At 44.1% G+C, this 24,222-nt stretch carries 13 protein-coding genes; 2 read left to right on the plus strand and 11 right to left on the minus strand.

Annotated features, from left to right (window positions below; genetic code table 11):
- The first annotated feature begins 311 nt into the window (after nt 1-311).
- Nucleotides 312-1,055 (plus strand): YciK family oxidoreductase, encoded by a 744-nt coding sequence (locus F0261_RS01780; protein WP_014949464.1) that lies wholly within the window; start codon nt 312-314, stop codon nt 1,053-1,055.
- A 95-nt stretch (nt 1,056-1,150) separates the two neighbouring features.
- Here the strand turns inward: F0261_RS01780 and glnS are convergent, their stop codons facing one another.
- A complete protein-coding gene (glnS, locus tag F0261_RS01785; RefSeq protein ID WP_171337066.1) occupies nt 1,151-2,818 on the minus strand; it encodes a glutamine--tRNA ligase in 1,668 nt (555 codons plus the stop codon).
- Between the two features lie 296 nt (nt 2,819-3,114).
- Here glnS and F0261_RS01790 point away from each other — a divergent pair, with 296 nt between their 5' ends.
- On the plus strand, nt 3,115-4,137 hold the full coding sequence (locus tag F0261_RS01790; RefSeq protein WP_014979291.1) for a LacI family DNA-binding transcriptional regulator: 1,023 nt from the start codon (nt 3,115-3,117) through the stop codon (nt 4,135-4,137).
- A 105-nt stretch (nt 4,138-4,242) separates the two neighbouring features.
- Here the strand turns inward: F0261_RS01790 and F0261_RS01795 are convergent, their stop codons facing one another.
- The 10 genes from F0261_RS01795 to F0261_RS01840 form a co-directional block, all read right to left on the minus strand.
- The gene (locus tag F0261_RS01795; protein ID WP_171337067.1) at nt 4,243-5,940 is read right to left on the minus strand and encodes an alpha-amylase family glycosyl hydrolase; all 1,698 of its coding nucleotides are present in this window, start codon (nt 5,938-5,940) and stop codon (nt 4,243-4,245) included.
- A 1-nt stretch (nt 5,941) separates the two neighbouring features.
- On the minus strand, nt 5,942-7,423 hold the full coding sequence (locus F0261_RS01800) for an MFS transporter (RefSeq protein WP_171337068.1): 1,482 nt from the start codon (nt 7,421-7,423) through the stop codon (nt 5,942-5,944).
- A gap of 38 nt (nt 7,424-7,461) precedes the next feature.
- Complete coding sequence (locus tag F0261_RS01805; protein WP_171337069.1) at nt 7,462-9,402, minus strand: glycoside hydrolase family 13 protein; 1,941 nt, start codon at nt 9,400-9,402, stop codon at nt 7,462-7,464.
- 156 nt (nt 9,403-9,558) lie between these two features.
- The gene (locus F0261_RS01810; RefSeq protein ID WP_041449845.1) at nt 9,559-11,511 is read right to left on the minus strand and encodes an alpha-amylase family protein; all 1,953 of its coding nucleotides are present in this window, start codon (nt 11,509-11,511) and stop codon (nt 9,559-9,561) included.
- Between the two features lie 122 nt (nt 11,512-11,633).
- Complete coding sequence (locus F0261_RS01815) at nt 11,634-12,530, minus strand: PEP-CTERM/exosortase system-associated acyltransferase (RefSeq protein WP_014949457.1); 897 nt, start codon at nt 12,528-12,530, stop codon at nt 11,634-11,636.
- Nucleotides 12,531-12,626: 96 nt separating this feature from the next.
- Entirely contained in the window at nt 12,627-13,115 is a 489-nt protein-coding gene (locus F0261_RS01820) for an RNA methyltransferase (protein ID WP_207198495.1), read from the minus strand.
- Nucleotides 13,116-13,899: 784 nt separating this feature from the next.
- The gene (locus F0261_RS01825; RefSeq protein ID WP_171337070.1) at nt 13,900-14,760 is read right to left on the minus strand and encodes a patatin family protein; all 861 of its coding nucleotides are present in this window, start codon (nt 14,758-14,760) and stop codon (nt 13,900-13,902) included.
- A gap of 166 nt (nt 14,761-14,926) precedes the next feature.
- Nucleotides 14,927-19,258 (minus strand): alpha-1,6-glucosidase domain-containing protein, encoded by a 4,332-nt coding sequence (locus tag F0261_RS01830; protein WP_171337071.1) that lies wholly within the window; start codon nt 19,256-19,258, stop codon nt 14,927-14,929.
- Between the two features lie 83 nt (nt 19,259-19,341).
- Nucleotides 19,342-22,401, minus strand: coding sequence for a TonB-dependent receptor (locus F0261_RS01835; RefSeq protein ID WP_171337072.1), 3,060 nt, complete (start codon nt 22,399-22,401; stop codon nt 19,342-19,344).
- Nucleotides 22,402-22,691: 290 nt separating this feature from the next.
- Entirely contained in the window at nt 22,692-24,212 is a 1,521-nt protein-coding gene (locus F0261_RS01840; RefSeq protein WP_110289622.1) for a tryptophan halogenase family protein, read from the minus strand.
- Nucleotides 24,213-24,222 lie beyond the last annotated feature (10 nt).

A 24,222-nucleotide genomic window follows, 5' to 3' on the forward strand; every position in this document is an offset into this window, starting at 1 on the left:
CTACAAGCATTGTTGTTATTCTGTGTCTAAAACTTAACTCTATTAAAAGTAGCTTGGTCTACCCTGTCTTTACAGGCGTAGATGATAGTTTTAAACATGTTAGACCAGTTGTATCTTCCTCAATCTTATTGACTTTGTTGCAACTTTGCAAAGTTTTGTTAACTACTTTTGTTAACTTTTTTTACGTTTGAAGAAATTTTCATTCATTGTTTTACTTGTGAGTCAGGCTGAGTATGATCTGGGGTTTGATTCTTAATTGGGTCTACAGGCCCCAATCATTGCGATATAAATGAACCTTTTGAAGGAAAATGATGAACGATTACAACGCACCAGCGGATTTATTGCGCGATAAAGTTATTCTTATCACCGGGGCTGGCGATGGAATTGGTGCACAAGCCGCAAAAACGTATGCTGCACATGGCGCTATCTGTATTTTATTGGGCCGCACTGTGTCTAAACTTGAAGCTGTGTACGACGACATTGTCGCAGCAGGTGGTCAAGAACCCGCCATTGTTCCTTTAGATATCAAAGGCGCAACGCCCTCTCATTATCAGCAAATGACGCAAACCATTATTGACCAGTTTGGCCGATTAGATGGTGTTCTTCACAATGCGAGTATTTTAGGCCACCTTAGTGCATTTAAAGATATTGATGCGCAAGAATGGCAAGACGTGATGCAAATTAACCTAAATGGCATGGTTTTCATGACACAAGCGCTTATTCCCGCTCTAGAGAAGGCAGAAAGTGCATCGGTAATTTTCACCACCTCTAGCGTAGGCAGAAAAGGTCGCGCATTTTGGGGAACGTACGCCGTATCAAAATTCGCAACAGAAGGCGTTATGCAAACCCTTGCTGATGAATATCGAAATAAGTCACTGCGCTTTAACTGTATTAATCCAGGTGGTACCCGCACACAAATGCGCGCTCAAGCGTTTCCAGCAGAAAACCCTGATACACTAAAAACACCTGAAGATATTATGCCTACGTATCTTTATCTTATGGGCGAAGACAGTAAGGAAACAACCGGACAGTCACTTGATTGCCAACCAAAGTAATTAACGAAAGCAATGTTCCATTAAACAAAAAAACCGCTTAAGCAGCACTTAAGCGGTTTTTTATTTACAGCGCATAAATGGCTAAAGGCCAGTGCCTACTCGCCCATTTTGGCCCATGTATCTCGTAGACCTACAGTGCGGTTAAAGACCGGCTTGTCGTCTGTGCTGTCTTTATCTACACAGAAGTAGCCAGTGCGTTCAAACTGCCATGCTCCTACTTCAGGAACATTGTCTGCCAATCCGGCTTCTACCCAACCGTGTTTTACTTCCAACGAATCAGGGTTAATCGCATCGGTAAAGCTTTCTTCCGCTGCTGGGTTAGGCACGTTAAACAAGCGGTCGTAAAGCCTAAACTCCGCTGCCTGTGCTGTTGCTGCATCTACCCAATGAATAACACCTTTAACTTTGCGGCCATCAGCCGGATCTTTACCTAGAGTATCCGCGTCATAAGTACAAAAAACGGTTGTTACATTACCATTCTCATCTTTTTCAACGCGATTAGCTTTAACCACGTAGGCGTTGCGAAGACGAACTTCTTTATCAAGCACTAAGCGCTTAAACTTCTTGTTCGCCGACTCTCGGAAGTCTTCTGCTTCTATATACACTTCGCGACTGAAGCCGATGTTACGCGTACCCATACTTTCATCGTTAGGATGATTTGGCGCAACAAGCGTTTCTGTCTGGCCTTCCTCATAATTTTCGATAACGAGCTTTATTGGATCTAGTACGGCCATTGCGCGAGGAGCATTTGCATTTAGGTCGTCGCGTATACACGCTTCTAGCATGGACATTTCAACCATGTTGTCCATCTTAGTCACACCAATGCGTTTACAAAACTCAACGATTGAACCCGGTGTGTAGCCACGACGGCGTAAACCCGCAATGGTAGGCATGCGTGGGTCGTCCCAGCCATGTACATGGTTTTCGTCGACTAACTGAATAAGACGACGCTTGCTTAATACCGTATATTCTAAATTAAGACGTGAGAATTCATACTGTCTTGGCGTGCAGTCGATAGAAATGTTTTCGATAACCCAATCATAAAGACGACGGTTATCCTGGAACTCTAGTGTACACAGGGAGTGCGTTATTCCCTCAATGGCGTCTGAGATACAATGTGTAAAATCGTACATTGGATACACGCACCATTTATCACCAGTTTGATGATGGTGAGCATGCTTAACACGATAAATTACCGGGTCACGCATACACATAAATGGCGATGCCATGTCAATTTTCGCACGCAGACTACACTCACCTTCTTTATATTCGCCTGCCGTCATTTTGGCAAACTCGCTGAGGTTGGTTTCAACGTCTGTATCGCGATAAGGGCTATTTTGACCAGGCTCTTTAAGTGTGCCGCGCATTTCGCGCATAACGTCTTGCGCTGAAAAATCTACATAGGCTAAGCCTTTTTCAATAAGTTCAACGGCGTATGCGTGTAGTTGGTCAAAGTAATTCGATGAATAGCGCGCTTCTCCGTCCCACGTAAATCCAAGCCATTGCACATCTTCCTTAATTGAATTAACGAAGGTAATGTCTTCTTTTGCAGGGTTGGTATCGTCAAAGCGTAAATTGCACGTACCTGTGTAGTCTTGAGCAATACCAAAATTCAAGCAGATAGACTTGGCGTGGCCAATGTGTAAGAAGCCATTCGGCTCTGGTGGAAACCGTGTTTTAATTGCGTCATGTAGACCACTAGACAGGTCTTTATCAATAATCTGACGGATAAAATTGGTCGGACGGTGTTCAGTCTCGGCCATTCGCTTGTTCCCCTTATGCACGTAATATTTCAAAATCTCGCTGAGTATAACACTCTCGCAATTACTTCAACCATGTTTTATTCAAAGAAGCCTGACAAGTGATTGAATTAAGAGCGATCTGCAAATACCTTCTAAAACTAAATGCCGTTATGACTTCCCAAATATAAATAAGCACTAACGAAATCGTAACTTTGCGTGGCATTTGAGCGACTCCGTCTCAAAATGCGCGCGTCATTATAAAAATATGGTAATCTAAATTCGCGACAACAAGGTCGTAGCAGCAAATCATGGTGTTTATGAAAGAAAAAGCAACCTCTTTTGACATTGCCCACTTGGCAGGTGTTTCGCAGTCGACGGTTTCGCGAGCGTTAAATAATAGCCCGCTAGTTAATCAAGAAACTAGAGATCGCGTTCAGCGTATTGCCCGGGAACTCAATTACAAAGTGGATAAAAACGCAAGTAACTTGAGAAAGCAAAAGAGCAGCACAATTGCCCTACTCTTGTTTGAAGATCCTACGTCCGATGATTCGATGATTAATCCGTTCTTCCTAGCGATGCTCGGCAGTATTACCCGCGCGTGTGCGCAAGCAAACTATGATCTGCTTGTGTCCTTCCAAAATTTAGATGATGACTGGCACGCAGAATATGAAGACTCAAATAAGGCTGACGGCATTATTTTATTAGGATATGGCGACTATACTGATTACCAAAACAAAGTCGCGCAACTTGAATCGCAGGGCACCCACTTTGTTCGTTGGGGTGCGCCAGATGAAGCCCACCCAGGGGTTAGTATCGGTTGTGATAACTATCAAGGTGGCCAAAGCATAACGTCACATTTAATTAGCTTGGGTAAAACTTCCTTTGCGTTTATTGGCGACAACGGCGATCACGCCCCTGAATTCAAAGCGCGTTTTAACGGTTATTTTGAAACACTTCAATCTCATGGGCTTGATCAGTCAAGTGTTCAACGCAATGCTATTTCGACTGAGGATGCGGGGTCAGAAGCAGTGAAATCATTGCTGCAAAGTGGCGAACTTCCCCAAGCAATTGTCTGCGCATCAGACCTTATTGCAATGGGCGTGCTTAGAGCGCTGCGCCAGGCAAAAGTGAATGTGCCTGATGATGTAGCCGTGGTTGGCTATGACAATATTGCGGTTTCAGCCTACACCACGCCTTCGCTCACCACTGTTCAGCAAAATACCAAACTGGCGGGCGAGTTATTGGTAAACACCTTATTAAAAGCCATTAACAACGAAGACGTCCAGGATTATTTAATGCCTGCGGATATTATTATTAGGCAGTCATGTGGCAGTGAGTAAGCGTGCGCAAATTACACGCTAGAAATTAAGCAATCACTGATTAACAAAAAAGCCCCGGGCGTTAAACAACCACGGGGCTTTTTTATTGTGCGCTAAACACGTTTTTTATTGGCGGGCCAACTGATGCTTAATTTGAGCAAGTAATGCACTGTTACTTACTTGACCTTCGCGCACCCATACCTGAACGCCATTGGGCTTAACCGTTGCGGTTAACGCATCACCGAGTTCTACCGTTTGCGTTTCTCCAGATAATTGTTCCGTCCAGTCGCCCGATTGCATAAAGTCACTAACCTCAAAAGATTGTGCGGCATTACCCTTATTAAGTAATACAAGTGCAGTCTGCTGTGTTTCTGCAGTATCAACAACGCGATAAAACGCCGCTTGATGACCGTCAAGTTCAACGTTGACTTGAACACCGCGCTGCAGTGCTACCGTGTTTTTACGCACGTTGGCAATCTTTGTAAGCGCCTGTTGAATAGGATGTGTCTTGGCTTGGTCTAGGCGCTCTTGGCCAACATAGTTACGATTGCCAGCATGTTCCGCCGTACCGCGCATGAAGCCAATTTCAGATCCCATGTATACAACCGGAATGCCTCTTACTGTAAACAACCAATTATGCGCATTAATAAAGCCTTCATCAGTGGCATTAATGCGCGCCATATCGTGGTTATCGTAGAACGTAGTTAATTCATATGGATTGTTATATGGCCCGTGCGTAAGGTGAAGCACCGTTTCTAAGTCAGCAAAATCACTCTCTAGCGGCTTTTCAAATACATTCACCATGGCCTTTTGCATAGGAAAGTCTAATACACTGACGCCCCCATTTTTCGGCAACGTATGTTGGGCAATGTTATTCGCCTCATAGTCAAATGCTTCGCCAAACATAAAAAAGTCAGGGTTTTGTTCGCGTATACGATCTGACGCTTCACGCCAAAACGCATGAGGCACATGCCTGATTGTATCTATTCTAAATGCATCAGCACCTTGAGAAATCCAATACAAATAGCTGTTGATGAGATAATCGCGTACGGCGGGGTTTTCGTCATCTAGATTAGAAAGCTTAACTAAATCTGGATAGTTGTGAAAAAAGCTATGAAGTGGGTTGTTTTCAGGGTCAAGTTCTTCAGGCGCCAAGTTTTGATGATCAGCAACCAGATTTCCATCCCTGTCATATATTTCCCCGTAGCCAGGTAAGTCCTTCTCCATGGTGAAGCTTGGTGTGCCATGATTTGCCACAATATCAAACACGGACTTGAGGCCATGCTGACGCATTTTCGCCGTATAGTCACTAACGCTTAAATTGGCGCTAACCAAATGCTCGTCAGCTTTATAGAAATTCGTTGCCCAATAGCCGTGATAACCCGTTTTACCACCGTCTTTAAAGGCACCGCCATAAGTAATGGGTTCATCGCCATTAAACGCATAGTCCGGGTTATCGTGGACAGGCGTCATCCATACTGCCGTGAACCCCATTTCTTTAATATAATCGGCGTTGTTTAAGATACCCTGTAAATCACCGCCCATGTAACCCACATAGGCTTTCTTACCTTCAGGACCTTCTAAAGGCAGTTGCCACGTAGGGTGATCGCCTCCCTGCTCTTCATAATTGTTCGAAGGGTCGCCGTCTACAAAACGATCTGTCACAACAAAGTACACCGCTTCGCTAGCAAATGGCGTAGTGGTACCCACGATAGCATGGCTGTTTTCTTGTGTATCGTTAGATGAAGGAACAGATGTACTCGAGCAGGCTGAGCAAAATAAACCAGCTAACGTTAAAGCGATTGTTGTACGATTAAATGACATATTAAGCTCCCTGCGCTTCTTCAATGTCTTGCTTATCGGCCTCGTTCACGAAGAAAACTGAAACCGCACCAATTAACATAGAAACTCCGGCAACAACGATAATGTACTTTGCGTCGTTGTCGAAAACAGAACTTAGAATCCAACCAGCAGTTAGGCCCGATACAATTTGAGGGGCGGCAACAGTAAAGTTGAAGATACCCATATAAACACCCGTTTTATTTGCAGGTAACGCACCAGCTAACATAGCGTAAGGCATAGCAAGAATAGCAGCCCACGCAATACCTACGCCTACCATAGGGATTAACAGCTTCACTGCGCCCAAAGGTACTGTTACTTCAGTAATCAGTAAGTTTACGTTGATCATCGTTAGGTCTTGGAATAACAAGAAGCTTACGTAGCTCAGGCCACCTAGCGCTAAAGACGAAGCGTAAACCGTTTTGCGACCAAACTTGTCAGCAAGTTTTGCCAAGAAAATAGAAAAAATAGCAGCAAATACCGAATACGCAGCAAATAGAATCCCTACCCAATCACCAGCAGCTCCCTTGGCCATGATGATGGTTTCAGGCACCATCGGGGCTGCAGCAATATAAGCTGGGTCAAACCACTGCTTATCTACATTCCATATATGTTGCGTGATAGCAGGTGTGGTATATACCCACATAATAAAGAGCGCAAACCACGAGAAAAACTGCACGACAGCAAGTTGTTTCATCGTCTTTGGCATATCTTTTACTAACGTGAAAAACTCACTTAAGCGTTGTCCTAGCGGTGCTTTAGGCGCTTTTTCAGTTGCAGGCTGCTCTTCGGTAAGCCCTTTATAGCGGTTGTATTCATCTGGTGCGTATTCTTTGGTACGAACTACCGTCCAAATGACCGTACCAAGCAGTACTGTAGCCCCAATGTAGAAAGCCCAAACAACAGAAGGTGCAACCTCACCCATTTGTGCCGTATTTTCAAGGCCAATAACATTGGTAAGTACAAATGGCAGTATTGAGCCGATAACTGCGCCTATATTAATCAGTAACGACTGAATCGAATAGCCAACATTGCGTTGTGACGGCGGTACCATGTCTGACACCAATGAGCGAAACGGCTGAAAACAAACGTTAAACGACGCGTCCATAAGTGCAACCATTAACGCGCCCATTACCATAGGTGCCAAGAAGGCAACAAATATCGGCGCATTTGGCAGTAAGATCATACCTAATACTGCGGCGATTGCACCAGCAAGGATGAACGGGCGGCGTCGACCTAATCGATTCCACGTTCTATCAGATGCTGAGCCAACAATTGGTTGAACGATTAATCCCATGATTGGCGCGACTAGCCAAAATAGTGATAGCGAGTGAAGGTCTGCCCCTAAGTCTGAAAGGATCCGACTTACGTTTGCGTTTTGCAGTGCAAAACCGAATTGAACACCTAGAAAGCCAAAGCTGACGTTCCATATTTGCCAGAAAGAAAGGCGTGGTTGAGTTGCTTGCATACTTTGCTCTATTTATTGTTTTACTATAATTAATACAATTACTGCACAATGAAAACACTAGCAGACATTGCTGGTAAGCTTAAGGTATCCGTTGTCTTAAAAGTTATCCCATCGCTAACACGTGTTAACGTCTGGTGTGTGCTTAGCACCTCTGCATACTTGCTTAGAGGCAGGTCCACTGGCTTTTTATTTAAGATGACCAATATTTTATCAGACTGATTAGTATTTGATTTATCTGCACCACTGGCTGAATCGAGATTTGCCTCTCGAATATAGGTATAAACCCCATTCTCCGGTGCAAAATGCTTCAACAGGCCTTTAAACTGCAAAGGGTGTGATTTACGCAGTTGAAGTAACCCCTTCACACGCTGCTGTGCCCAACGCTCATCATCCGTTAAACCGTGCCCAGTAAAAGCGTTTTTGTCATTGTCCGAAGGCCACCCGCCTGGAAAGTCAGAACGAATAATACCGTGGTCTTCACTGCCTTCGTTACCCATCAAAATTTCTGTACCGTAAAAAACTTGTGGAATACCGCGCGTAGTGAGCAATAGCGTCATAGCCATATTCCATTTGTCTTTATCATGACCGAGCTGAGTAAAAATGCGGCTCATATCGTGGTTATCAGGAAAGATGACCAAATTATTCGGGTCGCCGTACAAAAAGTCAGTAGCTAAGGTTTCGTATACAGAGATGAAGCCCGAATTCCAGCTTTCGTCATTGCTCAACGCTTCAACGACTGCGGCTTGAAGCGGGAAATCCATAACCGATGGTAGAGCGCTATCGTAATCATCGTGGCGGTGGCTACCCGCCTGCCAATATGCCGTGATTGCGGGGTTAACTGACCACTCTTCCCCTACTATATTGAAATTCGGGTACTCGTCCATTATGCGGTTTGTCCATTGGCTCAAAAACGCCTTATCAGGATAGGAGTACGTATCCACACGTATTCCACTTAGCCCAGCGCTTTCAACCCACCAAATCGCGTTTTGAATAAGGTAGTTCGCTAAATGCGGATTGCGCTGATTTAAGTCCGGCATGGTTGGCACAAACCAACCATCGCTAAACCCTTGTATATCGCTTGCTATGGCGTGAGGGTCGTGAAGAGCTTCACGCTTGTGGGTTGTCCCTACAAACTTACCGTTGTTATTGATCCAGTCGTGTGACGGCGTATCTTTCATCCATAAATGATTACTGCCTATATGGTTAAGTACCATATCCATTATAATGCCAAGACCCTGTGATTTAGCTTCAGTACTTAACGCAATAAAATCGTCATTAGAACCAAATCGAGGGTCTATTTTGTAGTAATCCGTGGTGGAATAGCCATGATAACTGTATTTATCCATGGCATTTTCGAGCATGGGCATTGTCCATATTTGAGTAAAGCCCATATCCTGAATGTAGTTGAGGTTATCAACAATACCTTGAATGTCACCACCGTGGCGACCACCTTTGAATGAACGGTCTGCGGGATCGCCATAACCCTTAACATTATCATTTTCCTTATTACCATTGGCATATCTGTCGGGGGCAATAAGGTAAATAGCATCTTGAGGCCCAAAGCCTTCGCGCGACGCTGAGCCTTGTGCTCTTTTTTCTAACGTGTAAGTGAAATCACGGGTCGTACCATCGCTGTCAGTAAGCCTGATAACGAGTTCCTGGGCACTAACATTCGACGTATCTAGCGTTACGAATAGATAGTTCTCACTATCAAGGGCTTGGCTATGCTTAACTCTTACATCGCCTTTCGCTATTGAAACAGTGTCATCGGCAACATCTTCACCATAAAGCATCAACTCTACATTACTGTTTTGCATACCAACCCACCAATTCGGCGGGTAAACATCAATGCCACTGTTTGCAGATGATTGAACTGAGAACAAAGGAAATGTAGTGATACAGCTGAGGAGAAGCGGAATTGCGCGCTTTTGGATTTTTTTATGACCACTGTCATTAGTTACACGATTACGTTTTGGCACATCAACCCCATGTTAAAAATACGTTAAGTACAAGATGGTGATGAGATACTACCTTGCCCGTCCGATCTGACCAATGCTCTGCATACGTATTCACGAAACACCATGTAAAAAAACATGGTGTTTCGCGTTAACTCAGCAGCATGTAATAAAACCTAATTAGAAGGCGAATACTTTAGTCTCAAGCCCTTCCAATGAGAACGAAGCGTTGTAGTTAATGCCCTCTTTTTCTAGTGTTATGCCTTCATGAGAAAGCATAGGCGCTAGCGTGATCCGATCGCTATCTTTACCTAAAACATTTGAAGGAACAACAAGCTTCATTGCACCTGTAGGCTTATCGTTAAAATTAGCCACAACCACAAATCCGTGCTCACCTTGTGCGCGCACAAAAGCAAATTGCTGCTCAGTATAGGCTGAATCTTTCACATCAAGATTGAGCGCGTGTAGGCTTTGATATTCACCTGTAACTGCAGGGTTTGTGGCAGCAATAGCCATCACGTCTTGGTAAAATTGGTGAAGTGCTTTTTCATCTTCGGTAGATTTCCCTGCATCAAACTTACCGTCGTTCATAAAACGCTGGTGGGCAGGAACACCTACATAATCGAAAATTGATGTACGTGTTGGATCTCCAAAACCAGTCTCCTCGCTACCGTCTTCACCCACATCTTGACCAAAGTACAACAGCGTAGGCGAACTACTAATAAGCGCACTCACTGCAAGCGCGGGTTTACCTTTCTGGGCACTACCGGCAAAGTCTGGGCTGGCTATACGTTGTTCGTCGTGATTTTCTAAAAAATGGAGCATATGCGGGGCGATATCATTGATTTCATCATGAATAGTAACCAGTTTGCTTACTTCTCCACTCCCCTGCATAATCGTTTTTAATGTGTCGTAGAAACCCACCTTGTCGTAAAGGTAGTCCATTTTGCCTTGGTGGATATACTCGCGATACTTATCTGGTTGATAAACTTCCGCTAGCAAGAACGCATTAGGTGCCTTTTGTTTAATACTGCTATTTAGAAACGACCAAAACTCGACAGGCACCATTTCGGCCATATCGTAGCGGAAACCGTCGACACCTTTATCTATCCAATAATGTGCAATATCTCTGAATTTATACCACGAGTCTGGTACGTCTTTTCCTTGCCAAAATGCGGCATGTTCTTCAAAGGACTTATCACTGTACTCTTCAGGTAAAACTGGAAAGTCGTAAGTGCCGTCAGGCATCACGCCATAGTTCACTTTTACGGTCTCGTACCAGTCGTTTATATCCGGTTTCGAAGCTCTAGCACCGTTGCCTGTCCATTTTGCTGGAAACTCTTCGAACTTACCGTCAGATAGTGGATGCTTTTCACCACCTAGAGGTTGATAGTTATCAGCTGTGGGCACTTGAAACGCTTCACCTACTACATAGTAAAAGTTGTTATCACGGGCGTATTCAACAGACGTGTCGTCGTGCGCGCCGAAATCACTTACACCTTCAGGTGCAGAAAGTGAATGGTAATCACGGGCAACATGATTAGGCACGATATCGATAATAACCTTCATTCCCGCTGCGTGAGTCCTGGCAATTAGCGCTTCAAATTCTTCTAAACGCTTGGCTGGATCATCGGCTAGGTCTGGATTAACGTTGTAGTAATCTTTAACTGCGTAGGGAGAGCCCGCTCTGCCTTTCACTACATCTGGGTCGTCGTTTGAAATACCAAAATCAGTGTAGTCATTAATCACCGCATGGTGCGGCACACCGGTATACCAGATATGACTGGTTCCCAAAGATTTTATGGCCTTTAGCGCTTCGGGAGTAAAATCACTAAACTTACCTACCCCATTGTGCTCAATTGTGCCCCAAGGCTGGTTATTTGTATTCGTGTTTCCAAACAAGCGAGTAAAAACTTGATAAACGACAGGTTTACCTTGCCTTTCAGCCGAATCGTTTAGCGTCGAACTTTCGCCGCTCTGACCAGATGGTTTCAGGCTAGCGTCTTTGGTCACCGGCTTTTGATTATTCACTGGAGAGGTCGGCCCTGTACACGCTGTTATTCCAATTGACAGCATAGCAATTGACAAGGGTTTAAGACAAAAACGAAATTGGAAATTTGGCATGGTAATCATTGTGATAAACGTAAATTATGCCAACAGGATACGCGTTAACTGGATGTTAAAAAACATGCATACGTATTCAGACATAAAAAAACCGCCTGACGAGGCGGCTTAGTATTCCAGATAGCATGGTGTCATGCTGCATGAGCTATGCGAAGAGGCTTTCGAGTATGCTCAATGGTGGGAACGGCCACATCGCCAATAGCTTGTAACGCACTATTTAGTTCTGAATGAATCTTTCTGTGAAAACCTTTTAGTGGTTTTGCTAAATCATCAAGCAGTACATGCGGTGACAATCTATATGGCATACGTTTGCCATTGAATTCAATAGCTTCACCTACTGGATTAAAATGAATACCGAATGCCTTCATTCTTCTTGCTAACTTAGGCTCCATTAGCACATAGGCATGCTTAACGTTTAAATGAAGGCACACACTCGTTGCCATTAAGTACAGCGCAATTGAAAGATAAGGAAAATGCTCAACGTTAAATGGAACATTTTTCTTTTGTTTAACTTTTTCAATTTTTTCAGAGGGTAGGATTTTAGAGCGTAATTGCCGCACTCTAAATTCTCTCGGTATTGCAAGGCGAGAGATTTCACAGACGCTTTGTGGAGACAAGTTTGAAGGTAGCAATGCACCATCGCCAATTACTTCCGCACACTTTTCTTCTAATGGAAGTGCCAAGCCAGCTTCAGTTGGCAAGACCAACCTTATCGTCCCTGCACACTCTCCTGTTGGCAAATGCTTGATATAGCAATTGATCGCGCGATCATCAAACTTGTCTTTTTCTAATGCAGTGGCATTTTTCTGCTCGAAGTTCATTTCTTCACAATACACTTTGTGTCGCGTTTTATAACTCACCTGCTTTTCACTTTCTTCGTTAGCAATCACAAGTTCGTAACGGCTAAAGAAGAAATTAGAAATACTCTCTTCGAGTGAGAAACGACTAGGGAGTACCCTAGAAAATGTTTGTGGTAGTCGACTCAGTTTGTTAGACACGGCGCCATTAAACGCTCGAACTGCGCTCATTGTTCTCATCTTCAACGCAAAGCTCCCCTGATTTAATTTATTATTAGGCTTGTGGGTAACTTCCTGTTCGCAACGACAGCCTTAGTTAATTAATTACTATTTAATCTTTGATTTGTTATTCGTATCTCTACTTTGTCTGATAAGTGCATCCCCACTTACGTAATCAGACTTTGACAGACGGTCATACAGCAACACATTTGCTGTGGCCGCTAAATTCATGCATGAAAAAGTAGGAACGTAGACAACATGATCGCACCAAGACAAAACGTCTTCGCCAATACTGCCATCTTCAGGACCTAGCAAGTAAAACGCATTGCTCGGGTGCTCAAACAAAGGTAGTGGTGTAGCACCCTCTACCAGTTCAACCGCTACGACTGACGCACCTTCAGGCACCACTTCTTTTAAGTCGTCGACCCCAATGGTCGGAATGACTTTATGAAACGCTTTCGTATCCGCATTAAAATCTTTAGCAAATCGATAGCGCTGACCAGTATAAAAAACGCTGGCCACACCATAACAACCTGCAGCTCGCAGTATAGAAGCAACATTTACGGGATTTTTAGGGTTTATTAACCCAATTGACATTTTCTGATTCGCAATTTGCACGTTTGTATTTATTTTATTTTTTATTCAGCATTTGATATTGCCACGTTCTTTCTCACGCTTCTAGACAGGTTAGCGTAAACTAACCTTAAGTATGATTAAATTTATCTAAAAAGCGGTAGACACAAAACTCGCGATTCAACTATGCCAATAAGCATTTCTGCCAATGAGCATTGGTCTCCTCTTGTTATCGAGAAGCACGTGATATTGCAAAGCGTGGTCGATTATAATTTCTATATTTTAATAACGTGTGACAGTTTGGTCTATTTACTCAATCCCTTTTTTAAGAAGAATTGAGTGTTGAGATAAATGAACCATCTGAAATCTTCGCATCTTCAAAAAAACAGCGTTTATTGCCACCTGTTCAGCAAGATGCAGACCAGTTTAATGAAAATATTGCACATTGCCTGCAAAGTTTACATAAGAATGCTTCATGAACTCGATAAAATTCATTTTTTTCAAAATGTTACTAAAATAGGAAAAATGGCAACTTATGTTCAAGCGGGAAGTCAACAGCGCTAGTTATAAGCGATGTAAGGGAAATAGCGTTGCTAAATTCAACAATTCACGATGTGTAAGACTGGTACTAGAAGTAAGAATTAGTAACTTAAGCTTTAACTGTTGCCAAATTGAAACAGGGTAAGATACTGAAAATTAAAGTTTTGTTGGAGATAAAAAAAAGCTTGGAAAAAAAACCAAGCTTTATAAGCCATTTGTTGCGATTTGCATACAGGCTTTGTACAGAAAGAAAAAATCAGTCTGGTAGCTATGCGCTTTTGCGCTGTCTTTCCACTGAATTCTCATAACAATGTTTAAGATAGCGTCTTGCCATGCGCCGCCCTTGACCGTAGCCTCGCAATAACTTCTTCTTATCCATAGTTAGGCGCTTAACGCAAAAAGCTTCATCAGGCGCTATCACACGGATTGTGCAGTCGTCGGGTGGATTATTGAGAAAAGCTAACGTTTCGTTATAAATGGCGGCACGCTGCAACATCTTATCGAGTAGCGCAGGCTGGTTGCCATACATCTTTTGCATTAGCCAAACAGACTTTACTTCTGGTTTTGTAAAACCTAACGGTTGAGAAAGAATAACCGTGATATCCTTCGCACCCATTTTGTATGCTTGAATAGCAGGTATTGCATCTGCCACTCCCCCGTCCAAGTATCGCGTACCGTTTATTGAAATTTCGTCTCGGTATGCAGTTGGCAACGCACAGGAAGCTACCATTAAATCATCAACATTATCTTTGGTGGCTTGTATATATTCACAATCACCTGACTCTGCATTAGTAATTCCAACATACAGTGGCATGCTGCTTTTTTCACCTGGTGCAGGAATATTCATGGACTGTTTAGAGTGATGCCATAGCCAATGAACATCTGTCATGTGCCCACCTTTTATGAAACGAAGCGGGCTAAAAAACTCCCTCTTTGTGGCGTATTGCGTGATGATGGTTTTACTAAGCCCATGCATTTTCGACACGTAGGTTGAAAGATTAGTTGCGCCAGCTGAAACACCAATCGCGAAGTCGAACGAATGGTAGTCATGCTCCATGAATTTGTCTAACACGCCTGCTGCAAAAACTCCGCGCATAGCGCCACCTTCAACAACAAGTGCACGTTTCATTTTCATCTCCTTTTGAATAAATTCAACCATTCTGGTACGACCACTATTTTCTTGGTGATACTACTAGAGAATCAAGAGATATGCCAAAAACAAAAAACCGCGAACTACGTCGCGGTTTTTAAATCTTGGTTTATTAGAAATTTACCAAGTTAGCATCTGTTCGGTCTTACTTTTTCGTAACCGTTAACGTAGGTGCATTTCCATCAGGGCCAGATACCTTAAACTCGTATAGACCAGACTCTGCAACTTCAATCATTAGATTATTGTTACTTGCGCCAAGTATTTTCGGCTCGCTAGGCGTTACTACGTTGCTTGCTGCATCGTTCGGGTTGCCAAGGTTTACTGTCGACCAGTCTTCAGAAGCGACTTTGAATTCAATACTACCTGCGCTCAATTCAATGTCTGCGGTATAAACACCTTCTCCTTGATATTCAAACATATCGACAGCTCCCCAGCCATTCATACCACCACGGATATAAACTTGAGTGTCGCCCCAAAACGCTTCTTTAAATACACCAATGGTTGGCGCAACTAAATCAGTGACGTTGAATACGAACACGTAGCGGTCGGCGGTTTCAATGTTCAAAATAAGATTGTCGTTGGTAGCGGCGAGCCCCAAAGTCTGGCCAGGCGCAAGGTTGCGATCTGAATCATCGGCTGATATCGCACCGAAGTTCACGGTACTCCAATCTTCTGAAGCAACCTTAAACTCGTAAGTCCCTGGCTCAACATCACGAGAGAAAGTGTAAATACGTCCGCCTTGGTAAGCAAACTCCTCAGCCGTACCCCAGTCGTTCATTGCACCACGAAGATACACTGGTGTGCCAACATAGGGCTCTTCGTTCTCAACCATAAGGATTGGTGCTTCGCTATCAGTCGCATCAATAGTAAACAGATAGGTCGCGCTCGTCGCTGGTGTAAATGAAAGGTTGGTATTAGTACGTGCAAGAACCTTTTCTTCGCCCGCTATTACTGTACCTTCTTCACCATCCGCTGCGCCAAAGTTCACTGTACTCCAATCTTCAGATGCGAATTTGAATCCATATGTAACGCCACCTTCAAGTGTAGCTGTTACGGTGTACTTACCGTCACCCTGATAGGTAAATGCATCATCCGTTGACCAACCATTCATATCTCCACGCAGGTAAGCGATGGTGTCGCCGTAAGGAACAACATCAGGCGCACCAGACGTGGCATACGCTGATAGACCATAACCTTGAGCTCCAGACTGTGGTTTTACGAAAACAGCAATAGTTAGTGCAGGAACGGTAAAGGTTCCATTACCATCTTCACCTTCTACAAATGTGGCGCCGCGTACCGCTGCATCGACAGAATTCATTTGTGTGGCGTGAAGCGAAAAGCCTGTTGCTGTGTTTACCGTGATAGACTTATCTTCATACCCCGTATTCACAAGCACCATAACCGCATCATTCATCATGTCTAAATCTTGGCGAGGTACTTCGCTGTTTTCAGATATGCCGTCATCAATACTCATCGCTATAAGACCACGCTGCTGGCGTTCGCCAATATTGTGGAAACCTACACGGTCGATGATGTCTTCTGCGGTGGTTAATCTAAACAGCGGACTTGTCATTCGAATATTAAGCAATTCTGCAAACACATCAGAGGCAAACATTATATCTGCCATTGAGGCCGCGCGATTTGGATTGTAAATGAATTCACCCATTTCTTCCCAACGGGCTTCGTTGTCTTGTGCCAACGGTAAACCTACGTTCCAGTTGTTCGTTTCGTAGGTGAAATCGACGTAGTTAAACCAGTCGCCCGCATCATAGGTATTTCTATCCATTGATTTTGAGCGAAGCATGTCGCCGCCCATTTGTAAAAATGGAATACCTTGAGACACAAGATTAATACCCATTGCTACATTTTGGGCACGAACCCGCTGTTCTAAAGTAATATCTTGTGGAAGCGTGTAGTTTAACTGATCCCACAGTGTTTCATTATCGTGCTTCGACACGTAGTTAATGATATCCGCAGGATCTTCTGCGTAGCCGCCTAAGTTACTGGTAGCGCCTGCACTTCCTGAAGACGTCTCCAAAACATAGTCTTTTAACGTTCCGATCATGCCCATTTTTACACGGTCTTGCGCGCTTAATAGCCCTTCATCTTCCGGTCTAAAGATAGCGCCCTGGCGAATAGCTTCGCGAATACGGTCGTTATAGGTACCAATCTCGGTACCAGCCATATTGAGCTGGCTCGCTTGCTCGTAACCGCGGTCTATTTTAGTCCAGCCTTCACCGTAGAAATAGTTGTCAGCATCGATAGTTTGGACTGCATCACGCAAGCGTACCATAGTGTCTTTTGTAGCTTGGCTCATGATGTCGAAACGGAATGAATCATACTTATAATGCTCAGTCCACATTAGCAGCGAATCTTCCATGAACTTTTCCATCATGACATTGCGAGGCTCTGTGTCATCACAGCACGTTTCACGAACAATCGCACCAGTATCCACTTCATAACGGTGATAGTAACCCGGTACCGCTTTGTCTAATACTGACTTACTGAAAACACCAGACGCATTGGTATGGTTATAGACTACATCAAGTGCAACACGTAGCCCCATCTCGTGAAGTGCTTGGATCATGGCGCGCATTTCTACAATGCGTTCTACTCCCTCTGCACTCGACGCATAGCTGCCTTCCGGCGCGTTAAAGTGATGAGGATCATAGCCCCAGTTGAATGTGTCTAGATTGCGTAAATCATTAGTAAGCTGCTGGGCTTTACCCGCTTGAGATAAAGGATCGTAACCGTTGTAAACGTCAATTAGCAATGCATCAGCGCTTTCTTCTTCACATACCGCAGCACTGCTATTTAAGCGACACAGTTTGCCTACCGTATCGTATAAATCTACCGTTTTTGTTGGATCCTCATCGATAGTTGCAATGTCATTTGCTGGAAGTATATGGAAGTAAGTAAGCCCTGCTTCAACAAGCTTTTTAAGGTGCTCAACCGGTGCTGTGCCCTCTTCAGTAAAGGCAAGGTATTTACCTCTATTTTCCTCAGACGTAGACATATCACGTACGCTAAAGTCACGAACGTGTCCTTCGTAAATGACTGCATCTTCATAATTTTCAACCGTCGGAATAGTATGAGTATCCCAGCCTTGTGGTTTTAAATCATCATCAGCTAGATTTACGAAGCGAGAGAAACGGCCGTTTGTGCTTAGTGACACAGAATATGGGTCTGTAACAAGCAGCGTTTCTACATTCCCCGTAATAGGGTGATAGACGGTAACTTCATAACGGTAAAGCTGACGGTCAAGGGACATATTGCCTTCATGACGCCAGACACCAGACGTATCATCGCGAACCATATCAATACGCTGGCTTAATGTCTTGTTGTCGTTATAAATCAGAAGATCAACATTTGAAGCAGTAGGCGCCCACAATGCGGCAGTAATACCTGTATCAGAGTAGATACCACCAAGTTGAGCTTCGTCGGCGTCGTCTTCACCGAGCGTATATAGTGCGTCTATTCCGTTAGCCAGTTGGATCCCGGTCGCAACAACAAGCGCACCGTCAGCATCGTAACCCCCTACTACGGCTTGTGTCGTCAACACGGTTTTAGCATCTTCAACCGACCAGTCGCCTTCCCAAGCCTGCATAGCCGATAAGTGCGGCGCACGGGCAGTTTGCTCTTCGGTAAGTGTTGTACTCATTAACGTTACTTGAGTACCGTTAATACCCTCTTCCAGCGTGCTCTCTAAGTCAGCCTGTGCTGAATAGTGAAGTTTCACCTCTGAAACGGTTTCAGGTACGTCCCATAAAATAGTGTTGGCATCTAACCAATGCGCGCCAAAACCCTCGATATCAACAGGCTGAGGACCAAGAGACATGATAGGGAACTCAAATATGGTTGCCTCGCCTGAAAGGGTAAAATTCATGCGTACAAATGTTTCATCATCTTGTACTAAAGAACCCTGGAAGTCTCCGCCCCCCATTTCTTTTCCGGCATCGTCAGTGCCTTTGTGGATGATGAAGTTGTGACAGCTTCCATACCCGTCTTTAAGGTCTAGAATCCAATACGCACCATAGTTTGGATCGATACCGCTATGAATGCGACCGTTGGCCCAATCCGTGTCTGCGTCAGCATAAGCATCACACTCGTCATTGTTCCAAGTATGTAGTCTCCAGCCTTCATAAGCTGCATCGTTACTTGAGTTATCAGCGTCAACAGCAGCCCGATTATAATAAAGTACAGCTTGATTAGATGAAGGGGTAAATACAGGTGCAGGTAAACTTGGATCAGCACCGGCTTCACATGCATCGTTCGCTTCATTAGGTACGAGCGGCGCATCGCATTGAATAGGTGGTGACGGTTCACAAGCCGTACCTGATGAATTAGGTACATTTGGAACCTCACAGGTAAGCAGATCGTTGGTGCCCGACTCTACGCCCGAGCCACCGCAACCTGCAAGTGTATATGCGCCTACTACGAGTAACGCAGCGCGCACTACTCTTTTTTTAGTAAACATAGAATTCTCCTGAATATTTTCGCTACTTTTGGCAACCGAATATTCCGTCGTGTTGCTAAATAAATTACCTAAGATGCTGTTTTTCATAGTTGATATGTCATCCCTAGGTAATATTGCGTTCCAAAGTATTGGATAGTGCCGGTTTGCTCTTCTGATGAGAAATAGCTCTTCGTTGGCTCGTCTGTTAGGTTATTAACTTGAAATAGTACGCTCCAATTGTCGTTAATCTCGTACGACGCTTGGTAATCAATAACCAATTCTTCATCAAAGTTAACCACCTGGTCGTTTACCGCTACTTGCTGCGAAACAAATGCATCGCGATATCGGCTGGACAAGCGAGTTTCAAAACCTTCGTATTCCCAAAACACGGTTAGCGTAGCAACGTTTTCAGAAAGACCTGGTAAGTTAGCGGCATACACGTCATCACCTAGCGTGCGTTGAATTTCACTTTCGGTGTAAGAGTAACTTGCGCTAACGCCTAAGCCTGACCACATGCCAGGCAGCATGCTATAAATTTGCGTATAGGCGATTTCTAAACCTCGAATATAGCCACCTTCGGCATTGTTTACGGCTGTGCTGTAGCTACCATTTTCAGTGGGGACGGTAATAAAGATAGGGTCGCCATTTTCATCGAGCGCTAGTTCGGCTTCCTGCCCTGCAAACTCTGGCGTCAAGTAAACCGGCACGCTTACATTGTCAGGAATAATAATGCCGTTTTCTTCAAAATCATAAGGATCTATTTCGATGTCTTCTACAAACGATTCAATGTCTTTGTAAAAGCCAGCAACAACTAATGCGCCTTCCGTATCTGAGAAATAATACTCCCACGAAACGTCGTATTGAGTTGCATAGAATGGCTCTAAATAAGGGCTGTTACGAGCGTTACCGCTAACCCTTGCTGTAGGGTTGGAAAGCGTAATTTCGCCCGAATCTCTGTCTTGGAAAGCAGTAACAGGTTCAATAGTCGTTGACGCATTCGCGGCAAAACGGTTTATTGGCGCTCTGCCCATCACTTTTGCAGCAGCTACACGAAGTTGCGTGTCATCTGTAAGTTTAAAGTTCAGGTTAATTGAAGGTAAAACGTCAGAATATTCGTGACTTATCAACGCTGGGCGATAAAAGTTATTGATTAACCCTACGTCGTCGGTAATGTTTTGTGCTCCAGCCGTAGGATCACTAACTTCAACCGATGTTCCGGTCTCTAAATCTTCAATAAACCGAGTAGCACGCTGTAGCGTCGTTGAACTCTGTTTACTTTTAACGTAACGAACACCAACATTACCTGTAACAGGAATACTGCCAATTTCTGTATTAATGTTTGCCATCAAGTAAGCAGAATTCACAGTTTCAAATACATCCCCACTTTCTTGTAGTGTCCATGCTGTTGAAGCAGTACCTGTTTCTGGAGCGTTAATTACACCGGCAGCACCTGGCCCCCACGTTTGAACAGGCTGTGGTCTACCGCCTGGGAACCAAGCATTAAGTGCACTGTCTAGATCAACGGAAAGATAACTTGGAAAATAACCAAAATCACCGCTCCAATTTACCTCTTCGACCATGTCAGATGTTAATCTTAGCGGTGGCTCGCTTACTGAAAATGCACTGTCGTTTCCGTATTCAAATACAGAGCGGTCGTTGCTATATTCTCGGTCTGAGTAACGATAGCCAAATTCAAAGCCAGAAATGATTGGCACATCGACATAATATTGGAAGTCTACGCGATAGGCGTCTAACTCATCTTTATTTTCATACGGATAAATACCGTATTTACTTACCATTACTCGGTCTAAATCTGTGAAAGCATCACTTTGATTGAAACCGATATCAGGTAAGTTTAAACCGTTGAGCAAATAAGATATTTGGACGTTTTCGTCGAACACGGGGTTTGCCGCTGTCGCGTCTTCGCCAACAAGCGACCACAGTAAGCCGTTTCTGAAGTCGCTTTCAGCACTTGAGCGGGAGACGTCAAACTGAACCGCTAAATCTGGCGATATCTCCCAACTAGCATTCACGCCTAAGTTGGTAACACTGTCGAAATCTTGATTGTCGTCGTTTACCAACTCAACACGGGTAAAGCTATTGTCTGTACGAGAAAATGTGCCGCCAATTACGCTCCTGTTAACTACTACAGGGTTAGTTATACCGGCATTTATTCCGCCTAGCTTAACGCGAAAGCCACGGGCAAAGGCTTCGGAATCAAATTTAGAAATGAAAGCATCAGCTTTAAGTGTAAAGGTATCGATAGGTGACCATTCAAACGCCGCAACGTAACCATCACGAGTCTCTTCCCCGCCCTTGTGCTGCATTTCAAAACCCTCTGAAATGAGTTCACAGTTAGGCGCTATTTCCTCTTCGGTACACTCAGAATTTGTGTAAATCCCGTCTACGTCCGTTACACCATTGTAGGCAAGACCAATGAATTGAGTCGAAACACTCGGTTGGAATAAACGAGCATAACCTAGTGATACACCTAGCGTATCGTCAAGGAATTTACCTTGGTATGAAAAACTCAGTCTATGTCCATACTCTGTAGCATCACTCACCTCTGACGCTCTATCGTTGTACATGCCACGCATGTTGGCGCTGAATTTATGCTGCTCTTCAATGGCAAGCGGTGATGCAGTTTTAAGTTCCACCGTACCCGCTATACCCCCCTCAATAAGCGATGCCTTGGGTGATTTATAAACCGCTGCCTCACTAATAAGCTCTGAAGGATACTGATCAAACTCAATTGCCCGACTTCCGCTGGTCGATACCTGCTCTCTACCGTTTAATGTAGAAAACACAAAGTCACCGGATAGACCACGAATGTTTATCTGCGCGGCTTGCCCTCCGGTTCTTACCGCAGAGATACCCGGCAAGCGGGTCAGTGCATCCGCCATCGACACATCGGGAAGTCCGCCCAAATCGTCTGCAGATATTTGTTCAGAAACCGTATCGGAGAAGCGTTTCTGGTTTAGTGATTGGATCAAGCTGGTACTAAAACCACGTACTTCAATACGCTCTAAGGTATCTTCTTGTGGTCGTTCAACTTCGTCTATTGAGGTGTCTGGTGACTCTTGGGCATAAAGTGGAGCTGCGCTAAACGCGACCCCACTACTTATCAAGGCCGCCATGATAGTGCTGGGTTTGAATGTTTTCATTGGTGTCCCATTCCTTGTTTATTATCGACACTTTTAGGACTACCACACCCAAAAATGCCTCTTATGGTTCAACACCAAATACTACTGTTTTGTATAAAAAGGGAGCAATGCTATGCATACGTATTCATTTACATCAGCGCAACATATTTTTAATTTGCTAGTAAAAAACCAGCAAAATTGTAACAATTCATCCTTAAAAACGAATAAAGCAGCCTTTTGGCTGCTTTATCCTTTACCTGTTTAGTTAGCTAATGCGTTCGCTCGCAGCACTTCTAACCATATGAAATTATTCAACTCATTGCGCGTTTATACTTTGCAACCATCCCATTTATATACTCGTCATGTGTCGGCAACTTAGCAATGGGCTCTTTTTTGATTTCCAACAGTCTTGTTAACATTTGATTTAACTGAACTTCAGGCACACTGTTTACCAAACCGTGATAATCCTTAGGAGTAATCCCCTGACCGTACAAGACCTGTAGCCATGAGCTTTCAAGGAATAGGTCATTTTGTTCTCGTAGCAGATTTCCGCTTTCTTTAAACAACGCAATTTTATGTGCTAAGGAATCGGGCAAAGTAATATTTCGCATATCATTGAAAAAGGCGCTATCGGTTCGCTCATTTACGGTGTAATGCAAAACAAGAAAATCTCTGATTTGTTCAAACTCTAATTCAGACTGCTTGTTATATTCCGTTTCCAAGCTCGGTGCAAAGCCGTTGTGGGGAAACAACTGAATTAAGCGAACAATTGCAGATTGTATGAGGTGAATACTGGTAGATTCAAGTGGCTCTAAGAATCCACTTGATAGACCTACTGCTACTACGTTTTTGTACCACTGCTTACGTCGTCTGCCCGTCGTAAACTTTATCAGTTTAGGGTCGCCTAATGGTTTGGTATCTAAGTTTGACAACAAGGTGTCACAGGCCTGATCATCACTGATATAGCGTGAACTATATACGTGACCATTACCATTTCTGTGTTGCAGTGGGATCCTCCATTGCCAACCCGCATCGTGGGCAATAGAGCGCGTGTAAGGCGCGGTTTTTTCATGTCGCTCAGACGGTACTGCAATGGCACTATCACAAGGAAGTAAGTGAGACCAATCGTCGTAACCAGCGCCCAGCGCTTCCTCTATCAGTAGCCCCTTAAAGCCCGTGCAATCAACAAATAAGTCCCCTTCGACCACATCCCCACTTTCTAAGTGAAGTGCTTGAATAAAACCGCTGTCGGTAAAACGTTGAACACGTGAAATTTTACCTTCTTTGCGTACAACCCCCATATTTTCACTCAGCTTTCGTAAATACTGAGCGTATAAACTGGCGTCAAAATGATAGGCGAAAGGTAGCTCAACGACTGGGTCTTTGGCATTTATCTGCGCAAATCGTCCCGCTTCAGCGGCATGGTAATTTAGGTCAAAATCCCACAGATCGTCTTTTAGGCCTTGCTGGCGCGCCTTTACCCAATAGTGATGAAAATGACAAAACGCCATGCTTTTGCCCGGCGCACCAAAGGTGTGATAGTAGCTTTCACCCTTCGTTTTCCAATTCTCGAACCGTATAGCAAGTTTTATCGTTGCTTTAGTATCATGAAGAAACTGTGCTTCGTCGATACCTAACACTTGGTTTACTAGGCGTATTGGGGGGATGGTAGCTTCACCAACACCGACCGTACCAATCGCTTCAGATTCAACCAGAGTAATATCAACTGCTTTACCCAACACCTTTTTCATTAATGATGCAGCTAACCAACCTGCCGTTCCACCGCCGGCAATCACTACATGCTTTATCGGTTTATTATGAGGATCTTGCATAAACTTCTCG

This window comes from Alteromonas sp. 07-89-2, from assembly GCF_013113925.1.
Lineage (GTDB): Bacteria > Pseudomonadota > Gammaproteobacteria > Enterobacterales > Alteromonadaceae > Alteromonas > Alteromonas macleodii.

Coding starts and splice junctions, on each gene's coding strand:
- F0261_RS01800 (WP_171337068.1), bottom strand. CDS start 7,423: ATGCAAGCAACTCAACCACGCCTTTCTTTCTGGCAAATATGGAACGTC.
- F0261_RS01810 (WP_041449845.1), bottom strand. CDS start 11,511: ATGATTACCATGCCAAATTTCCAATTTCGTTTTTGTCTTAAACCCTTG.
- F0261_RS01830 (WP_171337071.1), bottom strand. CDS start 19,258: ATGTTTACTAAAAAAAGAGTAGTGCGCGCTGCGTTACTCGTAGTAGGC.
- F0261_RS01815 (WP_014949457.1), bottom strand. CDS start 12,530: ATGAGCGCAGTTCGAGCGTTTAATGGCGCCGTGTCTAACAAACTGAGT.
- F0261_RS01790 (WP_014979291.1), top strand. CDS start 3,115: ATGAAAGAAAAAGCAACCTCTTTTGACATTGCCCACTTGGCAGGTGTT.
- F0261_RS01820 (WP_207198495.1), bottom strand. CDS start 13,115: ATGTCAATTGGGTTAATAAACCCTAAAAATCCCGTAAATGTTGCTTCT.
- F0261_RS01835 (WP_171337072.1), bottom strand. CDS start 22,401: ATGAAAACATTCAAACCCAGCACTATCATGGCGGCCTTGATAAGTAGT.
- F0261_RS01780 (WP_014949464.1), top strand. CDS start 312: ATGAACGATTACAACGCACCAGCGGATTTATTGCGCGATAAAGTTATT.
- glnS (WP_171337066.1), bottom strand. CDS start 2,818: ATGGCCGAGACTGAACACCGTCCGACCAATTTTATCCGTCAGATTATT.
- F0261_RS01840 (WP_110289622.1), bottom strand. CDS start 24,212: ATGCAAGATCCTCATAATAAACCGATAAAGCATGTAGTGATTGCCGGC.
- F0261_RS01795 (WP_171337067.1), bottom strand. CDS start 5,940: ATGTCATTTAATCGTACAACAATCGCTTTAACGTTAGCTGGTTTATTT.
- F0261_RS01825 (WP_171337070.1), bottom strand. CDS start 14,760: ATGAAACGTGCACTTGTTGTTGAAGGTGGCGCTATGCGCGGAGTTTTT.